Source organism: Flexivirga alba (assembly GCF_042661025.1).
GTDB lineage: Bacteria > Actinomycetota > Actinomycetes > Actinomycetales > Dermatophilaceae > Flexivirga > Flexivirga alba.
On the sequence record NZ_JBHSWH010000001.1, the window covers coordinates 374,841 to 386,893 of the forward strand.

Genomic DNA, 12,053 nt, shown 5'->3' on the forward strand with positions numbered 1-12,053 from the left:
GTGCCGAAATCCGCCCGTAGCTTCGCAGACGACATGCGCGCGCGCAGCGACGAGCAGCTGCGCGTGTTGTTGGCTGCGCGCCCCGACCTGACCCGCCCGGCGCCGGCGGACCTGACCTCGCTCGCTGCCCGTGCGGCCACCAGAGGCAGCGCGCAGCGTGCCCTGGACAGTCTGTCGGCGGACCACCTGCGGGTGCTTGAAGCGGTTCTCGTCGATGGCGCCGATGCGGCACCGAAGCTCCTGTCGACCACAAAACGCGCTGTTCAGGCGTCCTGCCGCTTCTTGTGGGACCGCGGCCTGCTCTGGCGCAGCCCGGAGGGTTACCGCGCGTCGCGGGCGGTCTCGGAGATCCTCAGCAACCCCGCCCGGCTCGGTCCGACCGCGCGTGATCTCGGCGCGACCGACCGCAGCGCGGAAGCCCCCGCGGCATACGAAAAGCTCAGTGCCGCAGCGCGATCCGCGATCGATCGGCTGATGTGGCGGCACCCACGTGCCAGTTTCGAGGGGGCGTCGGCGACTGGTGTGCTGGACGAGCTGGTGACCGCCGGGCTGGTGGTCCGCACCGAAGACGGCGGCGTGATCCCGCGCGAGGTGGGCCTCGCGCTGCGCGGCGGCCGGCTCTACGCGGACGGCATCACCCTCCGGCACCACCTACCCAGCGGCTCGTCGCGCACGACGTCGACGCGGATGCCGCCGGAGCTGCCCTCGACATCCTCTGGCGGGTCGACGCCCTGGTACGCCTCTGGGACCGGAGCCCGCCGCGGGTGCTGCGATCCGGTGGACTCAGTGTCCGCGACCACCGCGCCGCGGCGACGGCGCTCGATGCCGATCTCGAGCGGGCAGCGTTCGTCATCGAGATCGCGTATGCCGCCCGCCTCATCGCCAATGACGGCGACTTCGAACCCAGTTGGCTGCCAACTACGGCGTATGACGACTGGGCCGACTCGGACACCGCGGCGCGCTGGGCCGCGATAGCTTCCGCGTGGCTGGACAGCTCCCGCGCCCCGTCGCTCGCCGGCACGTCCACCGGTCAGGGCACGATCAACGTGCTGAGCACCGAAGTGGACTGGCCGATGATGCGATCCCGGCGACAAGATGTTCTGACGGTCATGGCGGATGTCGACCAATCGACCGCAGTGCCAACGGAATACGTCGAGGCAATGCTGCACTGGCAGCGGCCGCTGAGGCTGCCCGCCGGTGCGCCAACTCGGGCCGGCGAGGTGCTGCGCGAGGCGGCCTGGCTCGGAGTGACCGGCCGTGGCGTGCTGTCGACACCGGGCCGTGCGCTCCTCGCCGGGCAGGATGCCGCAGCGGCGATGACCACCGCCCTACCGGCACCGGTCGACCACTTGTTGCTGCAGGCCGACCTCACGGCCGTGGCTCCCGGCCCGTTGACCGACGAGCTGCATGCGCTGATGCAGGCGGCCGCCGATGTCGAATCCCGTGGTGGCGCAACGGTTTACCGATTCACGGACAAGAGCATCCGGCGAGCCTTGGATACCGGCAGGTCGGCGACCGAGCTGATCGAACAGCTCAACGTCGCCAGTCCGACGCCGTTGCCCCAGCCGCTGGAATACCTGATCTCGGATGTCGCCAGGCGGCACGGCCAGACCCGGGTCGGCACGGCCGGCTGCTATCTACGCAACGACGACACGGCCATGCTCGACGCGATGAGCGGCGACCGGAACCTGTCGGCTCTGCAACTGCGAAAGATCGCGCCCACCGTCGTGATTTCCCCGCGCACCCGGCCACGGTGCTGGAAATGCTGCGCCAGCACGGGTATTCGCCGGTTGCCGAGGGACAGGACGGGCACGTCGTGCATGTCGGAAGTGAGCGCACACGCGCTCCGGCCCCACGCATCAATCAGCCGCCACGGCTCGATGCCGTCACCGATGAGGTGATTGAGCAGGTGATCGCGCACGCCCGCCGCGGCGAGCAGGCGTCCGCCGGTCGTGCCGCGAACAACTCTGGGCCACGCATCCCCTCGACCGACCCCACCGTGACTCTGGCGATGCTTCAGGACGCGGCTGCAGACCGGTCGAGCGTGTGGATCGGCTACTCCGACATCGACGGTGCGCTGCACCGGACGCTCTTCCAGCCCCGCCGGGCCGACGGCGGCCGGGTCACCGGCGTCGTAAGCGACGGCTCCGAGTCGCGCACCTTCTCGATCCACCGCATCACCGGCGTAGCCCCGGCATAGCGACCCAAGCGGGTCGAGTAGCGGCGAGGCGTCGTGCTGAGTAGTTCGCGAGGGACGAACGAACGTATCGAAGTGTACGAGCCGCGTATCGAGACCAGGTGAATTGCGCACTCGGTCTCGATACGCCTCCTCCGCTTCGCTCATTTCGAGACGCTCGCTCGTGCCTCACGAACTCCTCAATGCGCCGCCCCCGGCACTCGACCAGCGTTCTCCTCAGACGTCGAAGCCGGCCTCGCGCGCGACTTCGAGCACCGGGCGACCGGAGTCCCACAGCGCTTCGAAGGCGTAGGTCAACGACGCCGCGAGGTCTGGGTGCTCGACCAGCACGTTCGTAGCGGTCAGGCCACCGGCGACCGGATCGGTCAGCGAGAACAGCGCATGCGTTCCGTTGACCAGGCACAGCTTCATCGGCACCCTGTCGACGATGCGGCCCTGCTCGCCCGCTGCGGCGAATTCCTTGAGCGTCTCGACAGATTCGGTCGAATCCAGGACTTCCTTCTCGTAGCAACAGCGCACATCACCGCCCGACTCGGCGATCCGCCGGGTCGCGTCCAAGCCGGGTTCGTTGTTGTCGACGACGTACGGCTTGCGGGTGAACAGCAGCATCGAGTCGGTCGCGCGCCGCTGCAGCTCCAGGAACCGGGTGCCGAGGCTCGCCGGGTCACGTAGGAACTCCACGAAGGCCAACGGCGCCTGCTCCTGCTGGCCGCTGTTCCAGAGCCCTGAGAGCTCCTCGGAGACGTTGTCGGCGTGCACGGTCAGAGCGCTGAACCGCTGCCGGTGCTCGGCCACCAACCCGGAGATCGCGACCCGGGGATCGGTGGCAGCGAACGACACCACCTCCCCGCTCACCGGTCGCGCCAGCCCTCGCTGCACCAGGCCGTCGACGACGTCATAGATGCGCTGTCGAGGGATCCGGGCCCCCGTGCGAGCTCGACCGCGGTCGACGTATTGCGTTGCACCAGAACGGCATACGCCTTGGCTTCGTATGACGTGAGGCCCAGATCTCGCAAGACGCGGCAGATGTCCTCGAGGTCAGGTGACATGCCGTCCATCATCGGGCCGCTCGCGTAATTGACCAAACTATTGCCATTTCTTGACCCCGTGCTGGTGACACACCGGAGTAAGTTCGCCGGTTGCCACCACCTGCTAGTGGTGACAACTCTGAATGTTATCTGAAAGGACACCTGATGTCGTCATCCAAGCTGCGCCACCCGCGGCGAAAAGCCGCCGGGGTCGCACTTTTCGGGGTCGTCGCGGCGCTACCGCTCGCGATGACCGGCGGTACGGCCTACGCACACCCGAACCACGGGACGGCCGCGCATCACCTTGCGCACGCTCAATCCAAGAAGACGGCGGCGGCGCCGACCTCCACCATGACCGGATCGCCGATCAAGGCGGCGGTGAAGTCGGAACACGTGTGTTCCCAGAAGGTTTCGAAGGGTTGGGCCACCTGCTTCGCGCTGAAACAGACCAATCCGGTTGAGCCCAACCGCATCGTGCCCCACGCAGTCACCCCGAACGCGACCCCGTCCGGCTACGGCCCGAGCGACATCCAGTCGGCATACAACCTGCCGGCCGCAGGTGCCGGTACGACGGTTGCGATCGTCGATGCGAACGACGACCCGAACGCCGAGTCGGACCTGGCGGCCTACCGTCAGCAGTACGGTCTGCCGGCCTGCACCACCGCGAACGGCTGCTTCACCAAGATGAGCCAGAGCGGCTCGACGAACAGCTTCCCGGCACCCGACCAGGGCTGGGCCGGCGAGATCTCCCTGGACCTCGACGCGGTCAGCGCAGCGTGCCCCGCCTGCCACATCCTGCTCGTGGAGGCCAACACCGCCAGCATGAACGACCTCGGCGCAGCGGTGAACCAAGCGGTCGCCCAGGGCGCGAAATACGTGTCGAACAGCTACGGCGGCAGCGAGGACAGCACCACCACCACGGCCGACAACCAGTACTTCAAGCACGCCGGGACGTTCATCACCGCGAGCACCGGTGACAGCGACTACGGCGCGGCATACCCGGCGACGTCGGCGTACGTGACCGCGGTCGGCGGCACGGCGCTCTCCCGCAACAGCGGCACCAGCCGTGGCTGGAGTGAAACGGTCTGGAAGACAAGCACGACCGAGGGCACCGGCTCCGGTTGCTCGGCGTATGTCGCCAAGCCGTCCTTCCAGAGCGGCGTCAGCACCAGCTGCAGCAACCGCGCCGAGGCCGATGTGTCGATGGACGCCGACCCCGCCACCGGTCTGGCCGTCTACCAGACGTACGGCGGCAGCGGCTGGAGCGTGTATGGCGGCACCAGCCTCGCCTCCCCGCTGCTGGCCGCGACCGCGGCAGTCGCCGGCGCGGCAGGCAACTCGACCTACGGAAACGACCTGTCCTACTCGCACACCGGTGACTTCAACGACGTCACCAGCGGCAACAACGGCAGCTGCGGCACCGTGCTGTGCAACGCCGGAGTCGGTTGGGACGGTCCGAGCGGAAACGGCACCCCGAACGGCGTCGCGGGCTTCGGCGCCGGCACCACTTCCGGTGTGTCCGTGACGAATCCGGGCAGCAAGAGCAGCCCGGTCAACACCGCGGCGTCGCTGCAACTTGCGGCGAGTGGCGGCACTTCGCCATACAGCTGGAGCGCGACCGGCCTGCCCACAGGCCTGTCGATCAGCAGCGCCGGTCTGATCTCGGGCACTCCGACTGCGGCCGGTAGCTACTCAGTGACCGCAACTGCGAAGGACTCCGCGGGCAAGACCGGCACGGCGACCTTCACCTGGACGATCACCGGCAGTACCGGTGGCTCCTGCTCCGGGCAGATCGTGAAGAACCCCGGCTTCGAGTCGGGCACGACCAGCTGGACCCAGAGCAACAACCAGATCATCGGCCAGTGGGGTTCTTACGAGGCCACGCACGCCGGCTCGTATGACGCCTGGCTCGACGGTTACGGCCAGTCGCACACGGACACCCTGTCGCAGAGCATCGCGATCCCGTCCGGCTGCACCGCGAGCCTGTCGTTCTACCTGCACATCGACACCGACGAGTACGGCTCCACGGCATACGACAAGTTGGCAGTGAAGGCAGGCTCGACCACGCTGGCGACCTACTCCAACGCCAACGCGGCCAGCGGTTACACCAAGCACACGATCAACCTGTCGGCATACGCCGGCCAGACCGTGACGCTCACCTTCACCGGCACCGAGGACTCCTCACTGCAGACGTCCTTCGTGCTGGATGACGTCACGACAACGCTCTCCTGATCGCGTTGTCCTGAAACGTGATTCGGCGCCTGCCCCCACTTGCGCCGGATCGCACATGAAGACCGGCCCGGCCAGCATTGCTGGTCGGGCCGGTTTCACGCGCCGCGCAACCAGTCCTTGCGGGTGATCTCGTAGAGCACCTCGCCCTGCTCAGCGCCAGGCAACGGAAAGTCGAAGTCCACGAAATACGTTCGGGCATAACGCATCCCGACCTTCTCCATGACCGCACGTGATCCGGTGTTCACCGCCATCGTGTCCGCGACGACCTTCGCGACACCGACGCCCTCGAAGGCATGCCGCAGCAACTCAGCGGATGCCTCGCTCGCGTAGCCCCGACGCCAGTGCTTGCGCATGATCCGGTAACCCAGCGCCGCGTCGCCCGGGTCGCAGTCCCGGCCATCCGCATGGTCCGGCGGGAGCATCATCAGTCCGACGAATTCTCCTGCGGCACTGCTGTTTTCGCCATCATGCAGGAACGCCATCCAGTAGCCGAGCCCGTCCACCTGGCGGCCAAGCTCCATCCGCTCCGCGTGCGACGAAACGACCTCGTCGCGAGTTCGTGCCCGACCCCAGAGGTATCGCAATACCTCTGCGTCGGAGTCGAGTTCGACTTCGAGCTCGAAGTGCTCGTCGGCAAGCGGGAGCATCAGCAACCGCTCGGTCCGCAACACAGGCTGGCTCATATCTCATCCTGACGAAAAGGTGAGGTCCACGCGGTGTCGAGGTGGTCGCTCTGCCGGGCCTATGCAGCGGAGCGGAGCGCTAGCGGAGCGCAGTGGAGTGAGACCGGCAGAGCGGCTTCCTCGACACCACAACCCAACCCGATTGCTTTGACCTCGAGACGCCTCCCCCGCTTCGCTCATTTCGAGACGCTCGCTCGTGCCTCACGAGCTCCTCAATGCGCCGCCGCCGGCTCCTCCGCCAGCTCCAGGGCTCAGAAGATGCGGACTCGCTCGTCCTCGGGCAGGTACATGCCGTCGTCCGCCGAAACGTCGAACGCCTCGAAGAACTCGTGCAGGTTGCGAGCGACGTTGGCGCGTGCGTCGGCAGGCGCGTGCGGGTCGATCGTGAGCAGCCGCTTGGCCTCCGCCTCACGCGCCTTGCCACACCAGACCTGCGACCAGCCGAGGAAGAACCGCTGCTCGGGCGTGAACCCGTCCAGCTCGGGCGACTTCTGCGTCTCCTGGGCGATCTGCAGCGCCTGGTAGCCGATCGTCAGGCCGCCGAGGTCACCGATGTTCTCGCCGATCGTCAGCGCACCGTTGATCTTGTTACCCGGTGCGTCGCGCCCCTCGAGACCGTTGAACTGCTCAATCAGCTTCTGCGACAACGCATCGAAGCGCTCCCGGTCCTCGTCGGTCCACCAGTCGACGAGGTTGCCGTCGCCGTCATACCGCGAACCCTGGTCGTCGAAGCCGTGCCCGATCTCGTGACCGATGACACCACCGATGCCGCCGTAGTTGACGGCGTCCTCGGCGTCGACGTCGAAGAACGGCGGCTGCAGGATCGCTGCCGGGAAGACGATCTCGTTCATCACCGGCATGTAGTAGGCGTTGACCGTCTGCGGAGTCATGAACCACTCCTTGCTGTCGACCTCGTCGCCGACGCGACGCAGCATCCGGTCGACTTCCCACGCGGTGCCCGCAGCGAGGTTGCCGATCAGGTCGTCGGGGCGAATCTCGATGTCGGAGTAGTCCTTCCATCGCTCCGGGTAGCCGATCTTGGGCGTGAACTTCGCCAGCTTCTCCAGCGCCTTGGCCCGCGTAGTCTCGCTCATCCAGGACAACGTCTCGAAGTCGCGACGGTATGCCTCGACAAGATTGGCGACCAGCTTCTCCATGCGCGCCTTCGCGTGCGGCGGGAAATGCCGCTCGACATACAGCTGGCCGGCGGCTTCGCCGATCAGTGACTCGACCAGGGACACGCCGCGCTTCCAGCGCTCACGGTTCTCGGGTATGCCGGACAGGGTGCGTCCCGCGAAGTCGAAGCGCTCCTCGACCATCGCCTGGTTCAGGTATGGCGCCCGGTCCGAAACGAGCCGCCAGGTCAGCCACGACTTCCAGGCGTCGAGCGGCTCGTCGGTCAGTGCCTCCGCGAATCCGGTGAGGAATGAAGGCTGTTCGACGTTGACCGGGTCGAGGATGCGGGCCTCGCCGCCGACACCGTCGAGCCAGGCGTCCCAGTCGACGCCAGGGGTGAGCGCCTCCAACTCCGCGCGAGTGAGCTTGTTGTAGGTCTTGACCGCGTCCCGTGCGGCAACCCGATCCCAGTGCGCCTTCGCCAAACGCGTCTCGAGCGCCATGATCGTGTCGGCCTGCGACACGTCCAGACCGGCCAGCCCGAGCAGTCGCCCGACGTGGGCGACATATTGCTCACGAACCTCGGCGTGCTCGTCCTCGCGGTAGTAGGACTCGTCCGGCAAACCGATGCCAGCCTGCATGACGTAGAGGATGTTGTGCGCCGAATCCTTTGCGTCCGCAATGGAATAGAAGCCGATGAAGGTGTCGACACCGCGGCGGCTCAGCTGGCCGCAGGCGCGGAGCAGGTCGGACGCCGACGCCACCTTGTCGATGATCGCCAGGTCCTCGGCGAGTGCGCTTGCGCCGGCCTTCTCGATGCGATCAGTGTCCATGAAGGAGGCGAAGAGGTCCCCCACCTGACGGCGCGGGGTGCCGGGCTCCGACGCGGACTCGGCGGCCTCCTCGATCAACGCGTGGACAGCCGCCTCGGCGTCCTCCCGCAGCTGGTCGAAGGTGCCGTATCGCCCTCTGTCCGAAGGGATCTCGGTCTTCTCGATCCAGGCGCCGTTGACGTGGCCGAACAGGTCGTCCTGTGGCCGCACCGATCGGTCGAAGTTGTCGGTGGTGAGACCAGACTTCATGTGTGCACTCCTCATATCTTGCTCCGCCCCCGCGGATGGCTGACTGATGCTCAACCTACGCGGCCGAGCGCGGTCTGTGGCCGGGTCCGATCAACTTGCGAGCGCCTTCACGACACGCGAGGGCGACGGCCGACCGAGCTGCTGCGCCATCCACACCGACGTCTCGACCAGCTTCTCCAGGTCGACGCCGGTCTCGATGCCGAGACCACGGCACATCCAGACCAGGTCCTCGGTGGCGAGGTTGCCGGTGGCCGATTTGGCGTAGGGGCAACCGCCCAGGCCGCCGGTCGAGGCGTCGACGACGCGGACGCCGTGGCCGAGCGCGGTCACCGTGTTGGACAGCGCCTGACCGTAAGTGTCGTGGAAATGGACGCCGATCCGGTCGGTGCCGATGCCCCCTGCATCGAGCGCCGCCAGCAGGGCCGTCACGTGGCCGGGCGTCCCGACCCCGATGGTGTCACCCAGGCTCAGCTGGTCACACCCGAGGTCCATCAGCTTGCGGCATACGTCGACGACCTGCTCGATCGGCACCGGCCCCTCCCAGGGGTCGCCGAAGCACATCGAGACGTAGCCGCGCACCCACAGGCCGGCGTCCTGCGCCCGGGACACCACGGGCGCGAACATCGCCAGCGACTCGTCGACCGATCGGTTGAGGTTCTTGCGCGCGAAGGTCTCGGTCGCCGACCCGAAGACCGCGACCGCACCGACGCCGGCGGCGAGCGCGTTGTCCAGGCCGCGCTCGTTGGGCACGAGCACCGGACGCTTCGCGCCCTTGCTGAGGTCGCCCAGCCGCTCCAGCAGCGCAGGTGCGTCCGCGAGCTGCGGGATCCACGAGGGCGGCACGAACGACGTCAGCTCGACGGTCTCGAGCCCGGCGTCGATCAGCCGCTCGATGAACTGCGCCTTCGCTTCGGTCGGCACGACGGTCTTCTCGTTCTGCAAGCCGTCCCGTGCTCCGACCTCGTAGATCGTGATCGAGTCGGGCATCGACGGCATCGACGCAACCTGTGGCAGCTCCATGGCTCCATGGTCGCACCGTGTGATCCGGCGCACGTATGGCGCCTCGACCCACGCCGATCCACCCCACGCCCCACCCCGCCGACACCCACCACCCTCCGCGCACACCCCGCCCACCCATTCACCCCCAACCCGCCCACCCATTCACCGACAGGACACCCGTTTATCGACAGGACAGGCGATTCAGCCGATTTCGGCGCAAATCCCCTGTCCTGTCGATGCATCGCCTGTCCTCTCGGCAAAGGGGGCGCGGGGTTGGCGGTACCACACTCGACGCGTCGTCCTAGGCTCGCGCCATGCCTGACACACCCGATGGACGCGGCACGCTCACCTGGCACGCGGCCGCTGATCGCACAGAGCTGCTGGCCGCGCCGGTCGCCGCCATACTCGGCGCTGTGCCGAGCCTGGAGGTCAGCGAGATCGACCCGGAACTCGCCGACACGGCGGCCTTCTGCTCGGCATACGGCTCGGCGCCTGAGCTGTCGGGCAACTGCGTCGTCGTGGCGGGTCGCCGCGGCGAGATCACCCGGTATGCCGCCGTCGTCGTGCTCGCCACCACCCGCGCCGACGTCAACAAAGCGGTCCGCAAATTCCTCGACGTACGCAAGTGCTCCTTCGCGCCGATGGACGACGCAGTCCGACTCAGTGGCATGGAGTATGGCGGAATCACGCCGATCGGGTTGCCTGCCGACTGGCCGGTGCTGATCGACGAACGGGTAGCGAACGCACCTGCAACGGTCGTCATCGGCTCCGGGTTACGGGCCAGCAAATGCCTGGTCTCGCCCGCCGAGCTCGCTGCGCTGCCGACTGCAGAGGTCGGCACGTTCGCCAACTGACCCCAACGGAGCCAAGGCGCCGCGGCCGCACCCACGCCGAAAGGGCCCGGGGTATGGCGGAAGAAGTGGCCCACTCCGGTCGTTACGGTTAGTTGGCTACTTCTCGAAGGGACACCCGCGTGACCGACGGACCACTGATCGTCCAGAGCGACAAGACCGTGCTGCTGGAGGTTGACCATCCCCTGGCGACGGAGGCACGGCGCGCCATCGCACCCTTCGCCGAGCTGGAACGCGCACCCGAGCACATGCACACCTATCGGGTGACCCCGCTCGGCCTGTGGAACGCCCGCGCCGCCGGCCACGACGCCGAGCAGGTCGTCGACGCGCTGATCCGCTACAGCCGCTACCCGGTGCCCAATCCGCTGCTCATCGACATCGCCGAGACGATGGACCGCTACGGCCGCCTGCGGCTGAGCAAGGACGACGAGGGCAACCTCGTGCTGACCACGACAGACACCGCCGTCCTCACAGAAGTGTTGCGGCACAAGAAGATTGCGCCGATGATCGGCGACCGGATCGACGACTCGACCGTCATCGTGCACCCGTCCGAGCGCGGTGCGATCAAGCAGCAGCTGATCAAGGTCGGCTGGCCGGCCGAGGACGAGGCCGGGTATGTCGACGGCGAGGCCCACGCGATCGCGCTCAGGGAGGACGGCTGGTCGCTGCGTCCCTACCAGCAGCAGGCGGTCGACGGCTTCTGGCACGGCGGGTCCGGTGTCGTCGTACTCCCTTGTGGCGCAGGCAAAACCCTCGTCGGCGCGGGCGCCATGGCCGAGGCGAAGGCGACCACTCTCATCCTGGTCACCAACACCGTCTCGGCTCGTCAGTGGCGCGACGAACTGCTCGCCCGCACGACCCTCACCGAGGACGAGATCGGCGAATACTCCGGCGCCCGCAAGGAGATCCGCCCGGTCACGATCGCGACATACCAAGTCCTCACGCACAAGCGCAAGGGCGTCTTCCCGCACCTGGAGCTGCTCGACGCTCGCGACTGGGGCCTCATCCTGTATGACGAGGTGCACCTCCTCCCGGCACCGATCTTCCGGATGACGGCCGACCTGCAGGCCCGCCGCCGCCTCGGGCTGACTGCGACCCTCGTGCGTGAGGACGGCCGCGAGTCCGACGTCTTCTCGCTGATCGGGCCCAAGCGGTATGACGCCCCGTGGAAAGACATCGAGACTCAGGGCTACATCGCACCGGCCGATTGCGTCGAGGTGCGGGTGACCCTCTCCGACGGTGAGCGGATGGCCTACGCCACGACCGAGCCCGAGGACCGCTACCGCTTCGCGTCCTGCGCGCCGGTGAAGGAATCGGTGGTCGAGGAGTTGGTGCGCCAACACGACGGTCAGCCGACGCTGGTCATCGGGCAGTACCTCGACCAGCTCGAGTCACTCTCCGAGCGGCTCGGCGCGGACCTGATCACCGGCCAGACGCGAGTCACCCAGCGGCAGAAGCTCTTTCAGCAGTTCCGCGACGGTGAGATCAACAAGTTGGTGGTCAGCAAGGTCGCCAACTTCTCGATCGACCTGCCCGAGGCGAGCGTCGCGATCCAGGTCTCCGGCACCTTCGGTTCGCGCCAGGAGGAAGCCCAGCGTCTCGGCCGCGTCCTGCGTCCCAAGGGCGACGGCCGCACCGCGCACTTCTACACCGTGGTCACCCGCGACACCGTCGACGCCGAATTCGCCGCGCACCGCCAGCGCTTCCTGGCCGAGCAGGGTTACGCCTATCGGATCGTCGACGCCGACCAGATGGGCGCACAATCCAGCTGAAACCGCGGCCTGCTCGGGACGAACGCCTTCGACGTACGCCATGGTCCATGTCGAACAACGCGCGGTAGTGGAGAAGTCCGACTCCGCGGCACG

Annotated in this window: 11 protein-coding genes; 6 read left to right on the plus strand and 5 right to left on the minus strand. The window is 67.5% G+C overall.

Going from position 1 to position 12,053, the window contains the following annotated elements; translation table 11 throughout:
• The 3 genes from ACFQDH_RS01795 to ACFQDH_RS01805 all read left to right on the plus strand — a co-directional run bounded on the left by ACFQDH_RS01795 (window position 1) and on the right by ACFQDH_RS01805 (window position 2,200).
• Window positions 1-975, plus strand: a complete 975-nt coding sequence (locus ACFQDH_RS01795; RefSeq protein ID WP_382397903.1) for a hypothetical protein — start codon at window positions 1-3, stop codon at window positions 973-975.
• A gap of 341 nt (window positions 976-1,316) precedes the next feature.
• Window positions 1,317-1,901 carry a helicase-associated domain-containing protein gene (locus tag ACFQDH_RS01800; RefSeq protein WP_382404793.1) on the plus strand — a complete coding sequence of 195 codons (585 nt, stop codon included), beginning with the start codon at window positions 1,317-1,319 and terminating at the stop codon, window positions 1,899-1,901.
• Window positions 1,902-1,909: 8 nt separating this feature from the next.
• Complete coding sequence (locus tag ACFQDH_RS01805; protein ID WP_382397905.1) at window positions 1,910-2,200, plus strand: hypothetical protein; 291 nt, start codon at window positions 1,910-1,912, stop codon at window positions 2,198-2,200.
• Between the two features lie 213 nt (window positions 2,201-2,413).
• Here ACFQDH_RS01805 and ACFQDH_RS01810 read toward each other — a convergent pair whose 3' ends face one another.
• Both ACFQDH_RS01810 and ACFQDH_RS01815 read right to left on the minus strand, forming a co-directional pair.
• Window positions 2,414-3,052 carry a hypothetical protein gene (locus tag ACFQDH_RS01810; protein ID WP_382397907.1) on the minus strand — a complete coding sequence of 213 codons (639 nt, stop codon included), beginning with the start codon at window positions 3,050-3,052 and terminating at the stop codon, window positions 2,414-2,416.
• Window positions 3,049-3,246, minus strand: coding sequence for a helix-turn-helix domain-containing protein (locus tag ACFQDH_RS01815; RefSeq protein WP_382397909.1), 198 nt, complete (start codon window positions 3,244-3,246; stop codon window positions 3,049-3,051). Before ACFQDH_RS01815 ends, ACFQDH_RS01810 begins: the two co-directional genes overlap by 4 nt.
• Before the next feature lie 144 nt (window positions 3,247-3,390).
• On the opposite strand from ACFQDH_RS01815, the gene ACFQDH_RS01820 reads away from it, so the two are divergent.
• Window positions 3,391-5,457 carry a putative Ig domain-containing protein gene (locus ACFQDH_RS01820; RefSeq protein WP_382397911.1) on the plus strand — a complete coding sequence of 689 codons (2,067 nt, stop codon included), beginning with the start codon at window positions 3,391-3,393 and terminating at the stop codon, window positions 5,455-5,457.
• 95 nt (window positions 5,458-5,552) lie between these two features.
• On the opposite strand, the gene ACFQDH_RS01825 is transcribed toward ACFQDH_RS01820, so the two are convergent.
• The 3 genes from ACFQDH_RS01825 to ACFQDH_RS01835 all read right to left on the minus strand — a co-directional run bounded on the left by ACFQDH_RS01825 (window position 5,553) and on the right by ACFQDH_RS01835 (window position 9,358).
• Window positions 5,553-6,140 (minus strand): GNAT family N-acetyltransferase, encoded by a 588-nt coding sequence (locus ACFQDH_RS01825; RefSeq protein WP_382397913.1) that lies wholly within the window; start codon window positions 6,138-6,140, stop codon window positions 5,553-5,555.
• Between the two features lie 251 nt (window positions 6,141-6,391).
• A complete protein-coding gene (locus ACFQDH_RS01830; RefSeq protein WP_382397915.1) occupies window positions 6,392-8,338 on the minus strand; it encodes a M13 family metallopeptidase in 1,947 nt (648 codons plus the stop codon).
• Window positions 8,339-8,428: 90 nt separating this feature from the next.
• Complete coding sequence (locus ACFQDH_RS01835) at window positions 8,429-9,358, minus strand: hydroxymethylglutaryl-CoA lyase (RefSeq protein WP_382397917.1); 930 nt, start codon at window positions 9,356-9,358, stop codon at window positions 8,429-8,431.
• Between the two features lie 293 nt (window positions 9,359-9,651).
• Here ACFQDH_RS01835 and ACFQDH_RS01840 point away from each other — a divergent pair, with 293 nt between their 5' ends.
• Complete coding sequence (locus tag ACFQDH_RS01840; RefSeq protein ID WP_382397919.1) at window positions 9,652-10,191, plus strand: YbaK/EbsC family protein; 540 nt, start codon at window positions 9,652-9,654, stop codon at window positions 10,189-10,191.
• A 119-nt stretch (window positions 10,192-10,310) separates the two neighbouring features.
• Entirely contained in the window at window positions 10,311-11,960 is a 1,650-nt protein-coding gene (locus ACFQDH_RS01845) for a DNA repair helicase XPB (protein ID WP_382397921.1), read from the plus strand.
• The last annotated feature ends 93 nt before the right edge of the window (window positions 11,961-12,053 follow it).

Bases quoted from the DNA above. Each gene is read 5' to 3' on its own strand.
- ACFQDH_RS01800 (WP_382404793.1), top strand. From the start codon at position 1,317: ATGACCACCGCCCTACCGGCACCGGTCGACCACTTGTTGCTGCAGGCC.
- ACFQDH_RS01815 (WP_382397909.1), bottom strand. From the start codon at position 3,246: ATGTCACCTGACCTCGAGGACATCTGCCGCGTCTTGCGAGATCTGGGC.
- ACFQDH_RS01820 (WP_382397911.1), top strand. From the start codon at position 3,391: ATGTCGTCATCCAAGCTGCGCCACCCGCGGCGAAAAGCCGCCGGGGTC.
- ACFQDH_RS01825 (WP_382397913.1), bottom strand. From the start codon at position 6,140: ATGAGCCAGCCTGTGTTGCGGACCGAGCGGTTGCTGATGCTCCCGCTT.
- ACFQDH_RS01830 (WP_382397915.1), bottom strand. From the start codon at position 8,338: ATGAAGTCTGGTCTCACCACCGACAACTTCGACCGATCGGTGCGGCCA.
- ACFQDH_RS01835 (WP_382397917.1), bottom strand. From the start codon at position 9,358: ATGGAGCTGCCACAGGTTGCGTCGATGCCGTCGATGCCCGACTCGATC.
- ACFQDH_RS01840 (WP_382397919.1), top strand. From the start codon at position 9,652: ATGCCTGACACACCCGATGGACGCGGCACGCTCACCTGGCACGCGGCC.